This is a genomic window from Klebsiella sp. BIGb0138 (assembly GCF_004342285.1).
Classification (GTDB): domain Bacteria; phylum Pseudomonadota; class Gammaproteobacteria; order Enterobacterales; family Enterobacteriaceae; genus Klebsiella.
In genome coordinates this window covers 13643-28287 of the sequence record NZ_SMCV01000008.1, presented here as the reverse complement: position 1 = coordinate 28287, position 14645 = coordinate 13643, and the positions used below count along the sequence as shown (strand labels likewise).

Genomic DNA, 14645 nt, shown 5'->3' with positions numbered 1-14645 from the left:
TCATGGAATTACTCCGTCAGTCTTGGCTGGGGACAGGCAGGCGAAAACATCGTCAAGGAGCGGATAACCGGCCGCGTCCGGTAATTCGAAGTGCCACCATTCCGTGGAAATGCCCTTAAAGCCGCCGCCAAACATAATGGCGTTCAGCAGCAGGCGGTTACGCTGAGCGGCCTGGGGGACCGCCGGATGGTAAGGGTGAGACAGGTCGTTCATCTCATCGAAGGCGGTGCCCATATCCAGCGGCTGGCCGTTTTCATCGAGCAACGTCACGTCAATAGCGGTACCGCGGCTGTGGTTCGACCCCAGCGCAATCGGCACCACGTAATCCTGGTTCGGGCAGGCGTTCCACAGCAGCTGCTGTGCCTGCTGCGGGCGATAGGCATCGAGAACCAGCAGCGTCAGGCCAGCCCGTTGCGCAATGCGCAGCGACTTTTCCAACGCCGCCGCCGCGTCCGGGTGCAGCAGGCAGCGGGCTTCGCTATAAATAGGCTGACCGGTAATGTTATCGGCGCTGGCGTACTTGAGATCGATAGGGAGCGCCGGGAACCGCGCGCGGATATCGACCAGGGTGAGTTGCTGATTCATCTGTTATTTCCTGTCCTGGAGCCTGCGAGCAGGCGCTTATTCACGTTCAAATTGACCAAATTCCTGCTGTAGCGCCCGGTTCTCCGCCAGACGCCGCGACAGCGAGGGACCGAGGCGTTCAACGACCGCAGAGAGCAGCAGGTTGAAAAGGCAGCTGATGGGCGCGAGAGAGTCCCAGAAATGACCGGTATCGGTTTTGACCTGTAGCAGGTCGACCGGATAGTCGCGGGCCCACGGGCACCAGATATCGGTGACCAGCGCGGTCGCGATGCCGCGGTCGGCGGCCACCCGACAGAACTGGCGGGCGGCGCTGGAGTAGGCGCGGGTATCGGTAAGGACGATATAGGGGCGTTCATATTCGGAGTTCAGGGACTCCAGCCAGCTACCGGAGCTGCCGTCGGCATAGGTCACGCGCGGGCGCAAATATTCGAGATGGCTAAAAAAAGTGTTGGCAAGGCCGCGCGTCGACTGGATGCCGAGCACCATCACCGCATCGGCTTGCGCAATCTGCTCGCTGACCCGGGCGAAGGTCTCTTCCTGCGCCAGCTGGTAAACATAGCGGATAGCATCCAGCTCCATCTGCAGCGACAGGCTGGCGCGATCGGGCTGCGTTTGCTGCTGCGCCCAGAAGTCGAGGCGGTCGATAACGCCCCAATGTTTATAGGGCACCGGCGCACGATCTTTCAGGCTGTTTTTGACATCGTCGAGGTTACGGTAGCCGAGCTTGCGCAGGTAGCGGCCGACGGTGATCCCGCTGGTCCCGGTCGCCTGGGCAATGCTGTCGGCCGTCTCAAAGGGAATATGCTGTCGATGGCTCAGCAGCCAGCTGCCGATGCGCTTTTCGCTCGGCGTAAGCTGGTTAAATGTCGATTCGATGATGCGAAACAGCCCGTCGCTCTCGTTCATACTCGCCCTCAATGATATTTCGCTCTCATGGACCATCATTGTGTTACTCAGCTAACAAAGCACGATGCATGCCAGCTCTTGCGGAACACCGTCATTAGCGGTATTGCAGGGAAAAGGCTGGAGGCAGGCGAATGATGAGCGTAGATTTTCAGCAAAATATGCACAATGAAGGTGCAACGTTTCCTGGTTGTGCATCACAAAAATAAAACATATGGTTAACAAAGTTGTCATGAATATCCGCCGGCAAAAAATGAAAACAGGCGGATGTATTTCACGCAGAGTTAACGTAACTGACTCATTAATAAGGACGATGGTATGAACGTAAAGGTCTGTATTGCCCTGATATTCGCCAGCCTCGCCTGCAGCAGCCAGGCGCGCGATATGCAGGCAATTCAACACAGCGGCGAGCTGAAGATCGGGGTGCCGGGAGATTACGCGCCGCTGGCGTATCGCAACGAAGCCGGGGAGCTGCGGGGGTATGACGTGGATATGGCAAAAGACCTTGGTCAGAAACTGGGCCTCAAGGTCACCTTTGTGCTCACCAGCTGGCCGACGCTTTCTGAAGACCTGAAGGCCGATAAATTTGATATCGCCATGGGGGGCGTCACCGAAACCCCGCCGCGGGCTAACGATTTCGCCTTAAGCCATCCGGTGGTGGCAAACGGAAAAATCGCTCTCGCCAACTGTATGGCGGCGCCGGCGCTGGGTAGCCTCGAAAAGATAGACCGGCCGAATGTGAAGGTGATTGTGAATCCCGGCGGCACCAACCAAAGCTATGTTGATGCCCATATCAAACATGCGCAGATCGTTCGGGTGAAAAATAACGTCGATAACCTCGACGCGCTGCGCAAGAAAACCGCCGATATGATGGTTACCGACCTGATTGAGGGAGTCTATTACGCGAACAAAGAGCCCGGCGTCTTTTGCGTCGCGACCGATAAGCCGTTTCCGGGGACCGCCAGCTTTAAAGTCTATATGATGAGCAAAGATAATCAGCCGCTGCTGGAGAAGGTCAACCAGTGGCTGGATAGCCAGGATAAAAATATCCTCAAACAAAAGTGGAAGATTCACGAATAGGCGCCGGCGGCGAACACCTTGCCGGCCGGCAAGGTGCAGCTGGCGAACAGGCCGCATTTCTCGCCGGCAGAATGCGGGCTAAATCATCTGCCCCGACTCCAGCTTAATCAACCGATCCGCCAGGTGAAAGTAGCGGTCGTCGTGGGTAATCGCGATGATGGTTTTGCCTTCGGCCTTCAGCATTGGCAGCAGTTCAAGGTAAAACACCGCTTTGAACTCCGGGTCCTGATCGGCGGCCCACTCATCGAACAGGTACAGCGGCCGCTCCTCCAGCCACGCCTGCAGGAGCGCCAGCCGTTTCCGCTGCCCCTGCGAGAGGGCGGTGGTGGAGAAGCGCCCGTCCTGAAAGCGCACTTTATGGCTGAGCTTAAGCAACTGCAGCAGACGGTTAACCTGCTCTGGCGTTCGTTCATGCACAAACGCCACGTCGTCGAACAGGAAAAAGTCGCTGAATACCGCCGAGAACAGCTGGCGATAGGCCTCCTGCTGGTCGGCGGCAACGGGGTGGCCGTTCAGCAAAATAGCCCCGCTGTCCGGCGGATAAAGGCCCACCAGAAGATTGGCGAGGGTGGTTTTGCCGCTGCCGTTGCCACCGACGACAAACACCAGCTCGCCGGGGGTAAACTGCATATTCAACGGCCCGAGGGTAAAGCGTTCGCCGTCCTCCCCCTGGTATTGATAGCGCACCTCGCTTAGCGTCAGAGAGCGAAAAGGCTCCGCTGGCAAGCGGCGCTGCGGCTGCTCCGGCGGCAGGTCGTCACGTAGCTGCTGGACCCGCTGCAGCGCCACCCGGGCGCTGGCGATGGTCGGCAGCGACGACAGTACCCCTTCAACCGGAACAATCATGTAGAGGAAGATCATGACATAGCCGGTGATCACCGTCGGCGAAAGCGTCAGCGACTCGCGCAGGCCGAAGAGCACCAGGCCGATAAAGGCAAAAAACAGAATGCTGCCCCAGCTGGTGGCCAGTCCGTACAGGATATAGCCGCGGGTACGCTCCTGGCGGACGGCCTCAATATTGTCAGCCAGCTCGCCATAGACAAACTGACGGCGGCGGGAGGCATTCAGCCGGTACTCGCGCCCGCCATCGAACAGCTTTTTGCACTGCTGAATCAGGGTGTCTTCTCGCTGCCGCGACTGACGCAGCAGACCGATGGCCCGGCCGTGGGCGGCGCGATAGCCGAGGGTGCCGAGGGCGATGGCGGCCAGCGCCAGCGCGAGGACGCCGACCGAGAGGGTGGCGAGATAAACCAGGCAGCCGACGATCACCGCGCCATAGATAAACAGATTCGGCAGGCTGACGAAAAATACCACCAGAGTATCGAGATCCTGGGTCAGCACCGAGACCGTTTTCGCCATCCCGGCGCGCTCCAGCGCCAGCCAGCGGGTCTCGCTGACGTGCCGGGTCAGTTCGCCACGTAGCCGCGCTTTCACTTTCTGCCCGAGATACATAAAAGTGGTCTGCGAAATCACCCGGGTCGCCAGCATCAGCAGGGCCAGCAGCGCAAACTGTACCCCCGGCCCGAGCCCGCTTTGCGCCTGGGGTAGCGTCAGGCTGTGGTTAATCATCGCCAGCAGCGATGCATTGCTAAAACCGCTGATTAACCCGGCAACCACTGCCAGCAGCAGCCAGCCGCCGACCATACGAAACAACATCAATAGAACCGACATGCGGAATTCCTTTTTCATGGCTTATTCTTTGTTATTCACCGCCGCGCGGGCGCTTCGCGCGCATCAACGGCCAGACCAGCAGCGGGACGCCGATCAGCGATGCCACCAGCCCGACCGGCAGCTGTCGCGGATAGAGCGCATTGCGCCCCAGCCAGTCGGCGAAGGTCATGATCCAGGCGGACAGCAGCGCGGCGGTGTAGAGCTGCGCCAGCGCGCCTTTGACGCCGACTTTACGTGCCAGATGCGGCCCCAGCAGGCCAATAAACGACACCGGGCCGACCAGCAGCGTAGCGAGTCCGGTCATCAATGCCGCCAGCGCCAGCACCCCAAAACGGGCGCGGGGCAGGGAGACGCCCAGTGAACCGGCAACGCCGCCGAGCGGCAGGAGGGTCAGCCAGCGGCGCAGCAGCGGCGTCAGCGCCAGCAGAAGCAGAGTGGCGATAAACAGTGCCTGCGCCAGCGGCGCGCTGATGTAATAGGTGCTGCCGGTCATCAGCGGCAGCAGTACTGAGCTGGCGGCGAGGTTATTGAGCATGACAATGCTGACCGCCGCCTGACAAAGCGCGTTGAGGGCCACGCCGTTGAGCAGCACCCGCTGTGGATTAAAGGCGCTGCTGCGGCTGTTCCACATCGTCAGCAGCAGGCTGATGAGCGCGCCGCAGAGGCTGCTGAGCAGCAAAAAAGCGCTGCCGTGGGTGGGGAACAGCAGAATATAAACGGTTACTCCCATCGCCGCGCCGCCGCCAATACCCAGCACTTCAGGGCTGGCGAGCGGGTTGCCGCTTACCCGTTGCATCAGTACGCCCGCCCCGGCGAGCAGAGCGCCGGCGCTGATGGCCGCCAGCAGGCGCGGCAGCCGCAGAGGCAGGAGCTGAGCCATTTCCGCCGAATGGGCCCAGTGCCAATGCGTCAGCCCGTGGCCGAAAAACAGCGAGACCACGATGGATAGCAGCAGGGCGAACGCCGTCGCCCACGGCACCCAGCGGCTGGCGGAATACGCCGCCGCCCGCGGCGCCGGCGCCGTATCAAGCGCGTGCTGGCGGGCATGGCGCGCCAGCAGGATCAGCAGCGGCCCGCCGGTCAGCGCGGTCAACATCCCCACCGGCAGCAGCTGGCCGTTGAGCAGCGAAACCCGGGAGACGCACAGGTCGGTAAACCACAGCAGACCCGCGCCGAGCAGCGCGCTATGCCGCAGCAGCTGGCGCGAGGTGCGCGCTCCGCCAAAACGGGCGAGATGCGGCGCGGCGAGGCCAATAAAGCCAATCACCCCGACGGCGTTCACGATCAGCGCGCTCATCACCAGCGCCAGCAATACCGCCGCCGCGCGGATCCGCAGCGGCGAAGCGCCAAGGCTGGTGACCATCGTTTCCGGCAGCTGCAGCAGTTCCAGCGGGCGCAACAGCAGCAACAGCAGCCCCAGGCACAGCGCCAGCCGCGGCAGCAGCGTCAGCAACAGATGGCCGTCCTCCTGGGCCAGCGAACCGCCGCCCCACATCAGCACGGTCAGCAGGAAACGATCGTTGATGATGGCGATCAGCATCGTCAGCGCGCCGCACCATAAATTGATCATCATCCCGGCCTGAATCATCACCAGCGGCGAGAGGCGCTGGCGCCAGCTGAGAAGCAGCACCAGCAGCAGTGCCGTCAGCTCGCCGCCGATAATGACCCCCATCCTGGTTCCGCCGCTGAGCGCCGGCAGCCATAGCGACGCCAGCCCCATCGCCAGCGTCGCGCCGGAGGTCATGCCCAGGGTGATTGGCTCCGCCAGTGGGTTGCGCAGCGCGCGCTGCATCAGCCAGCCGCACAGTCCGAGCGTGGCCCCGCCGATAATGGCCATCCCCTGACGCGGCAGCCACATGTTGTGCAGGATAATCGCCGTCGGCTGCCCGCTGTGGGTACTGAACAGCGCGGCAAACCCGCCCTGATGCAGTACATCGCTGCCCGCCAGCAGCAGCGAAACCAACCACAGTCCGCCGATAACGCCCCAGGAGAGGCGGCAGGAAAAGGGCTCATGCATCGCGCCACCCCGCCATCAGCTGGCTGAAAATATCGGCAAAACGCCCGGCGGTGATCAGCGCTCCGGCATCGCTGATGGGTTGCTCAATCAGCGCGATCGGATAGCGTGAGGTCAGCGGCAAACGTCGCCAGAGCGGGCTTTGCTGCCAGCGGGCGACCGCCTCCTGCTGGTCCGCCGCCACCAGCAGGATCAGCCGGGCGTCAACGCTCGCGATGCGGGTCAGTTCCACCAGGACGTTGCCTTCCGCACCGCCGCCGTCGCGCCAGGCGTTGCGCATCCCGCAGGCCGTCAGTACATCCCCCGGCAGGCTGCCGGCGGTATACAGCCGCAGATGCAGGGCGTCCACCGGCGCGGCGAACAGCACCGGCTGCTGCAGACCGGGCGCGTAGCCGCGGGCGCGGGCAAGCTGCTGGCGCAGGTGGGCGAGCAGCGTTGCCGCCCGCGCTTCACGGTTTAGCGCGCCGCCCAGCTGCCGGGTGGCGCTGATGAAGGCGCTTAGCCCATGGGCCGGCAGCGTCAGGAGAGGGGCGATCTGAGCCAGCGCGGGTTTTAACAGAACATGCTGGGGGGTGATCACAATGGTGTCCGGCTGCAAGGCATACAGCGTTTCCAGATTGGGTTGGAACAGCAGCCCCAGGTCCTGCACCGTCTGTGGCAGAGCAGGCGTGGGGATCAGTTTGCGATACCAGTCCGGCGCCGAAACGCCGGCTGGCGTCACGCCGAGGGCAAGGATCATCTCCGTCAGCCCCCAGTCCAGTACCGCCAGCCGCCGTGGCACCGGCGTACTGCCGGCCCACGACAGGGCGGGGGCCAGCAGAGCGGCCGTTAATAACCGGCGTCGTGAGAGCATCGTTACCACTTGTAGTTCACGGTGGCCACCAGCTGGCGTTTCATCGCATATTCGCAGCCGTTGTCCTGGCATGAGGCGAGGTAGGTTTTATCGGTCAGATTGGCGGCGTTAAGCGCCACGCCCCATTCGCGCCACTGATAGCCAATGCGCGCATCGTAAACCGTCGCCGCAGGGACTTTCAGACTGTTATCGGTGGTCGCGTAGCTGCTGCCGACATAACGCACGCCGCCGCCCAGCGAGAAACCGTCGAGCGGGCCGCTGAGCGCGTACTGGGTCCACAGTTTGGCGCTGTGCCGGGAAATGCCTACCGGATGTTTACCTTCGCTACCGTCGTTGGCGCTGGTGACTTTGGGATCGGTTAGCGCATAGGATGCGAGGAGCGACCAGGCCGGGGTGATGTTGATTTTGCCGTCCACTTCGATCCCGCGGGAGCGGATCTCGCCGGTCTGCACGCTGAAGTTGGCATGATCCGGATCCGGGGTCGCAACGTTGGTTTCACGCAGGTTAAACAGCGCGAGAGTAAACAGCGCGTCGAGACCGACCGGATCGTACTTCAGGCCAATCTCCGACTGTTTGCCTTCGGTTGGTTTAAAGGCGTGGCCGGAGAAATCGGTGTTGCTGCTGGGCACAAACGATGTCGAGTAGCTGACGTACGGCGCCAGGCCATTATCGAAGTGGTAGAGCAGCCCGGCGCGGCCGGTGGTGGCGTAATCGTTACGTTCGCTACGGCTATCGGTGAGCAGGTCGGTGCTTTTGGTTTTGGCCGCGTCGTAGCGCCCGGCGAGGTTCACGATCCAGCGGTTCCACTCCAGCTGATCCTGTAAATAGAACCCGGTTTGATCCATGGTGGAGTGGGTATTGCTGTCGAAGGCCGGTTTTTCGACCGGGGTGCTGTAGTCCGGATCGCGATAGTTGATCGGACTCGCGTCGCCGTAGCCTGCCTGGCTGCGCACCGAGCTGTGCATCCGGTCGATTCCCGCCAGCAGCGTGTGGGCGATCGGCCCGCTCTGCAAATGGAACTCCGCCTGGTTATCCACCGCAAAGTTGACCATCGTCTCTTTCAGGTTCATCGAATAGCGGTCAATCAGCGGCGCGTCGGCGTGCTCGCCCCACGGATACACCATCAGGTAGTCGCCGGTGCTGCTGATATAGCGCAGGTTCTGACGGAAAGTCACCGTGTCGTTAAAGTCATGGCGGAACTGATAGCCGATGCTGCCCTGTTCGCGTTCATACTTGTCAAAATCGGGCTGCCCGCCGTAGAAGTGGGTGGAGATCTGCCCGTTCGGGTTGTGCGTCAGCGTCCCGGAAATGGGCATCTGGTTGTAAAAGCCGCTGTCCGGGTCTTTGCGCAGCTGCGCAAGCAGGGTCAGGCTGGTGCGATCGCTCGGCTGCCAGGTCAACGAGGGGGCGATGTCATAGTGCTGATAGCGGGTATGATCGACCTGGGTCTCGCTGTCGAAGAAGGTACCCGCGACGCGACCCAGCAGCGTTTTGTCAGCGTTCAGCGGCCCGGTGACGTCAAATCCGGTAGCGAACAGGTTGTTATTACCGGTCGTGACATACACCTGGCCGCCGGGTTCGGCCTGCGGGGTTTTACTCACCATGTTGACGATCCCGCCGGGGTTGGCCTGGCCGTAGAGTACCGAGGCCGGGCCTTTGACCACTTCGATACGCGAGAGCAGGAACGGATCCCATGCCGGCCGGCTCCACCAGGCTTCGCGCGGCAGGCGCAGGCCGTCGAGATACTCGTCGGCTTCAAATCCGCGCACCAGAATGGTGTCAAAGCGGGTATCCGGCCCGGAGCTTTCCGACGAGACGCCGGAGACGTAGCGCAGCGCTTCCGGGATCGTTTTCGCCGCCTGGTCTTCGATTTGCGCCTGGGTGACGACGGCAATACTTTGCGCCGTCCGGCCGATCAGCTGGCTGGATTTGCTGCCCGCCGTCGCGTTATGCGCAACGATATTACTTTCGTCATCCTGGCCCTGGGAGTCGGCCGCGGCGGTGACCACCATCGTCTGTTCTTTTGTGCTATCCTGCCCGCTATCTGCAGTAAACGCTTGCCCGCTGTATCCTGCGATGATCGTACATGCCAGTACTTTCAACGGTTTATCCCTGAGAAACTTGCCAATCTGTCTCATAGCATTTCCGACTGTTATTAGAATTAGGTGGAAATGATAATTATTCAACTTTAAAAGAGAAGCCCGTCCGTGGCAGAATGGCGCGACTGGCCACCTGGATGTCGCCATTCGGACAAAAGTTGTCTCTATACGCAGCAGTGCTCATAAATGGTGAGAATCGGACAAAGGCAGGTGAAGATGACAATCCAGCACGCTATTGAAGGGCTGCGCCAGCTGAAATATACCCCGGGCAGCGAAGAGCCGGTTCATCAACATGAACAGGGCCAGCTAATTTATCCGCTGCGCGGAGTGGCGAAAGTTGTCACCCCGCAGCATATCTGGCTGCTGTCGCCCGGGCGCGCCATCTGGCTGCCCGGCGGTTTGTCGCATGGTCTGCAGGCGATTGACCATGTGGTGACGCAGAATCTCTATTTAACCCCTCAGGTCTCGCGCCAGTTTGGCGTTCAGTGCCGCGGTCTGACGGCGACGCCGTTGCTGCATACGCTGTTTGCCGCAGGCCTGGAAGAAGGTGTTCCGGCACAACGGCAGGCGCTGATTTACGCGCTGTTAAGCGATGAACTTGCTCGCTTACCGGCCAGCATGCTCTGCCATGTGGTCCTCCCCAGCGACCGGCGCGTACGCCAGGTGTGCGATACGCTGTGCCGCGAGCTGGACCATACGGCCACGCTGGCGTGGTGGGGGCAAAAGGTCGGCGCCAGCGAACGCACGCTGGCGCGCCTGTTCCGCGAAGAGACCGATCTTAGTTTCTCCGAGTGGCGCCAGCAGATCCGTCTGCTGGAGGCAGTGTGTAATCTTGCCCGCGGGGTGACGGTCGGCAAACTGGCGCATGAGCTGGGCTATGCCAGCGCCAGCGCCTTTATCGCTATGTTCCGCAAAAAGCTAGGCGTGTCGCCGCAGCGCTATATTCAGGCCGCGGGTGTGAAAGGGTAACGGATACGCCTTCAATTAAATATTTATTATTATCAATGAATTATCTATTTAATCTCCTCTTATGTGTACTCAGTGTGTAAAATTACACACTGATCACAATTCTCAATCTGCCGTCGTGATTTAATTCTCTCAACCTAAACTGAGAGGAACACTCATGAAACACATGATGATTTGCTGTGGCGCAGGCGTAGCGACCAGCACCGTGGCGCTGAATAAACTGCAGGACTTTCTGAAAAAAGAGAATCTCCTCGATAAAGTCCGTATTTCTCAAGGAACCGTGGCGGAAGCAAAAACGCGTGATGATATTGATTTTATTGTTTCAACCTCGCCCGTCGATCTTTCTGTTCCGGTCATTAACGCTCTGCCGCTGTTAACCGGCATGGGTACCGATAAAGTGTTCAGCAGCGTGAAAGAATTAATTCTCGCCGAGGGTTAAACCATGTTTATTGTTGATTACATCGTCGGCTTAGGCGCATCGGTGATGATGCCGCTGATATTTATGCTCCTCGGTCTGATATTACGTCTGTCGCTCAGTAAAGCGCTGAAAGCCGGATTAATGGTGGGGATCGGTTTTATCGGCTTAAGTATTACCGTCAATCTGATGATTGACTCTCTGACCCCCGTCAGCCACGCGCTGGTGGAGCGTTTCGGCCTTAACCTCAACGTGCTGGACGTAGGCTGGCCCGCCGCCGCTGCGGTGGCGATGGGGACGCGCGTCGGCGCCCTGGTGATTCCGGTATGCGTGGCGATTAACGTGCTGATGCTGTACAGCAAAACGACCCGGGTGCTGAATGTCGATATCTGGAACCTGTGGCACCACGCGTTTACCGGATCGCTGGTAACGATTATTACCGATAGCCTGTGGCTGGGTATTTTCGCCGCCGGGATTAACTGTATTATTACGATGGTGATTGCCGATCGTACCAGCGGCGATGTCGAGAAATATTTAAATCTTCCTTCAATTTCGGTACCCCACGGTTTCTCCGCCTCATTTGTTCCGGCGGCGTGGCTGGTGAATGCCATTGTTGACCGTATTCCGCTGCTTCGCGATATTAAAATTGATACCGAAGTGATTCAAAAACGCTTATCCATTCTTGGCGACCCGGCTTCTCTGGGGGCGATTATCGGCGCGCTGTTAGGTATTATTGCCGGTATTGAAGTGAAAGCGATTTTACAAACCGCGATTACCATGGCGGCGGTCATGACCATTATTCCGCGAATGGCGAAAATGCTGATGGAAGGGGTCTATCCGATCAGTGAACGTATTCAGGAGATTGCCCAGTCACGCGCCGGGTCGTTCGGTAAAATTGCTATCGGCCTCGACTCTGCCGTCAGCGTTGGCCACCCGGTGACGCTGTCCGTTTCGATGCTGATGATTCCGGTGATGCTGGTACTGGCGGCGATTATTCCGGGGAACCAGTTCCTGCCCTTTGCATCCCTGACCGGTTTACCGTTCGCCTTTGTACTGGTGACCGCGGTGTGTCGCGGCGACATGTTCCGGACGCTGCTGACCGGGATATTGACCCTGAGCCTGGCGCTGCTGATTGGCACCAGCCTGGCTCCGATCGTCACCAGCACCGCCGTGAGCACCGGTTTCTCCCTGCCGCAGGGGACCACCAGTATCAGTAGCGTGGATTATGCCGGAGCGATGCTGCCGTGGGCCATTATCCAGAGCTTCCATTTAAAAGAGATAGGCGTGGGGATCCTGACCCTGTGCACCATCGCCCTGGTGCTGTGGAACCGACGTAAGCTGGCGCAGGAAAACGAACAGCTGGCGCAGGCCAGCGTGGAGGCGGAGAAATGATGTTTAGCCCACAGCGTGTCGTGACCTTTAACGAGTCCGTGAGTCGGACGGCCCTACTGACCCGCCTTGCGGACAGTCTGCTGGCGGATGGTCTGGTGAAGCCGGGCTTTATCGACGGCGTGTTGACCCGGGAGCAGGTTTACCCGACGGGGATTTTTATGGAAACCCATAGCGTCGCGATCCCGCATACCGAGTTTGAGTACGTTAACCAGACCGGTTTTGCCATCGGCATCAATCTGGCCGGCGTGACCTTCCAGCGCACCGATGAGCCGGAAGAGGCCGTCGTGCCGCAGATTGTGGTGATGATGGCTATCGATAAAACTTGCGAAAAAGTGGCAATTATCCAATCCTTATTCGCATTATTGGCCGATCGCGATCGCGTTAACGATATTGTTAAAATGGCGCCAGAGGAGATTGCAAAAGTGTTCACCGATGCCGTCGTCACGCAGTAAGATAAAACGATGGGTGCCATACGGTGATGCCGGAAGCGAAGAGGGACAAGATGTTACGAATCAGCGACGTCATAGAGTTAGCGATGGTCAGTCGTAAGACTATCTATAACGCCATCAACAGCGGCCGGCTGAAGTATCAGCTGGTGAATGTGGATAATCGTCAGGTTCGTATGTTCCTCGAAGAGGATGTCTTCGAAGCGTTTCCTAAAATCAGCCGCAGCACCACTCAGGAGCAGGAGATGCAGGCGCTACGCGAGGAGGTGGCCTCCCTCAAGTTTGCGCTCGCGGAACTGCAAAAAGCGGTCAATGCCATGGATCCGGATAATCAGTTTGAAATGACCTCGCTGAAAGATCCCGCGAAAACGCCCGACCGCTAGCCAGCGGTCGGGCACAAACCAAACCGTCAGACAATATCGTCCACCACGCCGCCATCGACGCGCAAGGCTGCGCCAGAGGTGGCGGAAGCCTGAGTTGAGCAGACATACACCACCATATTGGCGACTTCCTCAACCGATGCCGCACGCTGGATAACCGAGCTGGGGCGATGGGTCATGACAAACTCTTTGGCGAGTTGGTCCAGCGGTTTACCGGTTTTCGCCACCTCTTCTTTCATCATTTCGGCAAAACCATCGGAAATCGTCGGCCCCGGCAGCACGCTGTTCACCGTGACGCCGCTGCCGGCCACATATTTCGCCAGCCCGCGCGCCAGCGACAGCTGGGCGGTTTTGGTCACCCCGTAGTGGATCATGTCCGCCGGGATATTACGTGCCGATTCGGAGGAGATAAACACCACCCGGCCCCAGCCTTTTTGTACCATCGCCGGCAGCAGCGCCCGCGATAAACGTACCCCGGACATCACGTTGGTCTGCCAGTAGTTTTCCCACGTGGCGTCATCGGTGGCGTAGAAGTCCTGCGGACCATAAATCCCGGCGTTGTTAACCAGAATATCGACGCCGTTGAGGCTTTGCAGCAGCTGATTCACCCCTTCGCCACTGCTGAGGTCGGCAATGGCCGGGCGCGGCCTGGCGCCCGGTACCTCATTTTGTAGCCGGGCGATGGCTTCATTGACGCTACGCTCGCTGCGTCCGTTAATGATCACCTCCGCGCCGCTGGCCGCCAGCCCTTTGGCGATAGCAAACCCAATGCCCGCCGTGGAGGCGGTAACCAGCGCAACTTTCCCCGATAAATCAATGTTCATAACCTTGGCCTTATTGTTTGAGCAACAGACCATTAAGCGTAGCAGGTGATGCCTGCGGGGGTTGGCGATCGCTGCTGCAAGGTGTTAATAGCCGATCTGTTTATCGACCAGATTTTTCAGCGGCAGCGCGTGGCGCTGGCGCTGGATATTTTCCAGCAGCTGGCGAGCGATCACTTCCGCAGGGGCAATGGAAGCCATGTGCGGGGTGATCACCACCTGCGGATGCGACCACAGCGGGTCGGCGTCCGGCAGCGGTTCAACGGGGAAGACATCGAGCACCGCGCCCGCCAGCCGCCCGCTATCCAGCGCCTGCAGCACATCGTGATTCACCATATGCTCACCGCGCCCGCAGTTGATCAGCACCGCCCCGGCGGGGAGCCGGTCGAGCAACGGCTGCGCGAGGATGCCGCGGGTCTGCTCGGTCAGCGGCAGCACGTTGATCAGCGCATCCAGCTCAGCGAAGAAATCATCGGCCTGCGCATCGCCGTGGTAGCAGCGGACGCCCGCGAGCTGTTTTTCGCTCCGCGCCCAGCCGGAGACGTGATACCCCAGTCCGGCAAGGCGGGTGGCAATGTAACCGCCAATTTCACCGAGCCCCATCACGCCGACGCGAAAATCGGCGGCGGCCCGCTGCGGGTAAGTTTTCCACACCCGCTCGCGCTGATGCGCCAGCGCGCGGTCAAAATGGCGCTGAAACCACAGCACGCCCCACAGCGCATACTCGAACATCCCGTGACGAAAATCTTCATCCACCACCCGGCACAGCGGAACCGGGCTGGCGAACACCGCATCCGGCAGGTGATCGACCCCGGCAGAGGCGGCCTGGATCAGTTTTAGCCCCGGCGAGCGGGTCAGCAGCTGCGGGTCGGGGAACCAGCAGCTGGCGTATTCCGCGCGCCGCGCCGCCGGATGGTCGGGCAATACCGCCATCACGTCGGGGAAAAGATGCAGCGCGTCGCAAATCTCGCGGGCGTAGTTCAGGTCGTTGCAATCGACAACGATAGTCAGGTTCGGCAT

Annotated in this window: 14 protein-coding genes; 6 read left to right on the top strand and 8 right to left on the bottom strand. The window is 60.0% G+C overall.

Annotated features, from left to right (window positions below):
* Both ddpX and EDF73_RS17660 read right to left on the bottom strand, forming a co-directional pair.
* Complete coding sequence (gene ddpX / locus EDF73_RS17665; RefSeq protein ID WP_132730377.1) at positions 1-585, bottom strand: D-alanyl-D-alanine dipeptidase; 585 nt, start codon at positions 583-585, stop codon at positions 1-3.
* A 36-nt stretch (positions 586-621) separates the two neighbouring features.
* Positions 622-1491, bottom strand: coding sequence for a MurR/RpiR family transcriptional regulator (locus tag EDF73_RS17660; protein WP_132730376.1), 870 nt, complete (start codon positions 1489-1491; stop codon positions 622-624).
* Between the two features lie 315 nt (positions 1492-1806).
* On the opposite strand from EDF73_RS17660, the gene EDF73_RS17655 reads away from it, so the two are divergent.
* Complete coding sequence (locus EDF73_RS17655) at positions 1807-2568, top strand: transporter substrate-binding domain-containing protein (RefSeq protein ID WP_132730375.1); 762 nt, start codon at positions 1807-1809, stop codon at positions 2566-2568.
* 78 nt (positions 2569-2646) lie between these two features.
* Here the strand turns inward: EDF73_RS17655 and EDF73_RS17650 are convergent, their stop codons facing one another.
* From EDF73_RS17650 to EDF73_RS17635, 4 genes are read right to left on the bottom strand one after another with little or no spacing between them, the layout of a single operon-like run.
* On the bottom strand, positions 2647-4239 hold the full coding sequence (locus tag EDF73_RS17650; protein WP_132730374.1) for a cyclic peptide export ABC transporter: 1593 nt from the start codon (positions 4237-4239) through the stop codon (positions 2647-2649).
* 31 nt (positions 4240-4270) lie between these two features.
* Positions 4271-6256: a Fe(3+)-hydroxamate ABC transporter permease FhuB gene (gene fhuB / locus EDF73_RS17645; RefSeq protein ID WP_132730373.1), complete on the bottom strand. Its 1986-nt coding sequence runs from the start codon at positions 6254-6256 to the stop codon at positions 4271-4273.
* Positions 6249-7106, bottom strand: a complete 858-nt coding sequence (locus EDF73_RS17640) for an iron-siderophore ABC transporter substrate-binding protein (RefSeq protein WP_132730372.1) — start codon at positions 7104-7106, stop codon at positions 6249-6251. Before EDF73_RS17640 ends, fhuB begins: the two co-directional genes overlap by 8 nt.
* A 2-nt stretch (positions 7107-7108) precedes the next feature.
* Positions 7109-9208 carry a TonB-dependent siderophore receptor gene (locus EDF73_RS17635; protein ID WP_243655234.1) on the bottom strand — a complete coding sequence of 700 codons (2100 nt, stop codon included), beginning with the start codon at positions 9206-9208 and terminating at the stop codon, positions 7109-7111.
* Positions 9209-9421: 213 nt separating this feature from the next.
* Between EDF73_RS17635 and EDF73_RS17630 the strand changes: the two genes are divergently transcribed.
* The 5 genes from EDF73_RS17630 (at position 9422) to EDF73_RS17610 (ending at position 12807) form a co-directional block, all read left to right on the top strand.
* On the top strand, positions 9422-10174 hold the full coding sequence (locus EDF73_RS17630) for a helix-turn-helix transcriptional regulator (RefSeq protein WP_132730370.1): 753 nt from the start codon (positions 9422-9424) through the stop codon (positions 10172-10174).
* Positions 10175-10328: 154 nt separating this feature from the next.
* Positions 10329-10610: a PTS sugar transporter subunit IIB gene (locus EDF73_RS17625; protein WP_132730369.1), complete on the top strand. Its 282-nt coding sequence runs from the start codon at positions 10329-10331 to the stop codon at positions 10608-10610.
* 3 nt (positions 10611-10613) lie between these two features.
* Positions 10614-11978: a PTS transporter subunit IIC gene (locus EDF73_RS17620; protein ID WP_132730368.1), complete on the top strand. Its 1365-nt coding sequence runs from the start codon at positions 10614-10616 to the stop codon at positions 11976-11978.
* Positions 11975-12430 (top strand): PTS sugar transporter subunit IIA, encoded by a 456-nt coding sequence (locus EDF73_RS17615; RefSeq protein WP_132730367.1) that lies wholly within the window; start codon positions 11975-11977, stop codon positions 12428-12430. Before EDF73_RS17620 ends, EDF73_RS17615 begins: the two co-directional genes overlap by 4 nt.
* Positions 12431-12480: 50 nt before the next feature.
* Positions 12481-12807: a helix-turn-helix domain-containing protein gene (locus EDF73_RS17610; RefSeq protein WP_132730366.1), complete on the top strand. Its 327-nt coding sequence runs from the start codon at positions 12481-12483 to the stop codon at positions 12805-12807.
* A 26-nt stretch (positions 12808-12833) separates the two neighbouring features.
* Here EDF73_RS17610 and EDF73_RS17605 read toward each other — a convergent pair whose 3' ends face one another.
* Both EDF73_RS17605 and EDF73_RS17600 read right to left on the bottom strand, forming a co-directional pair.
* A complete protein-coding gene (locus EDF73_RS17605) occupies positions 12834-13628 on the bottom strand; it encodes an SDR family NAD(P)-dependent oxidoreductase (RefSeq protein ID WP_132730365.1) in 795 nt (264 codons plus the stop codon).
* 84 nt (positions 13629-13712) lie between these two features.
* Positions 13713-14645 (bottom strand): glyoxylate/hydroxypyruvate reductase A, encoded by a 933-nt coding sequence (locus tag EDF73_RS17600; protein WP_132730364.1) that lies wholly within the window; start codon positions 14643-14645, stop codon positions 13713-13715.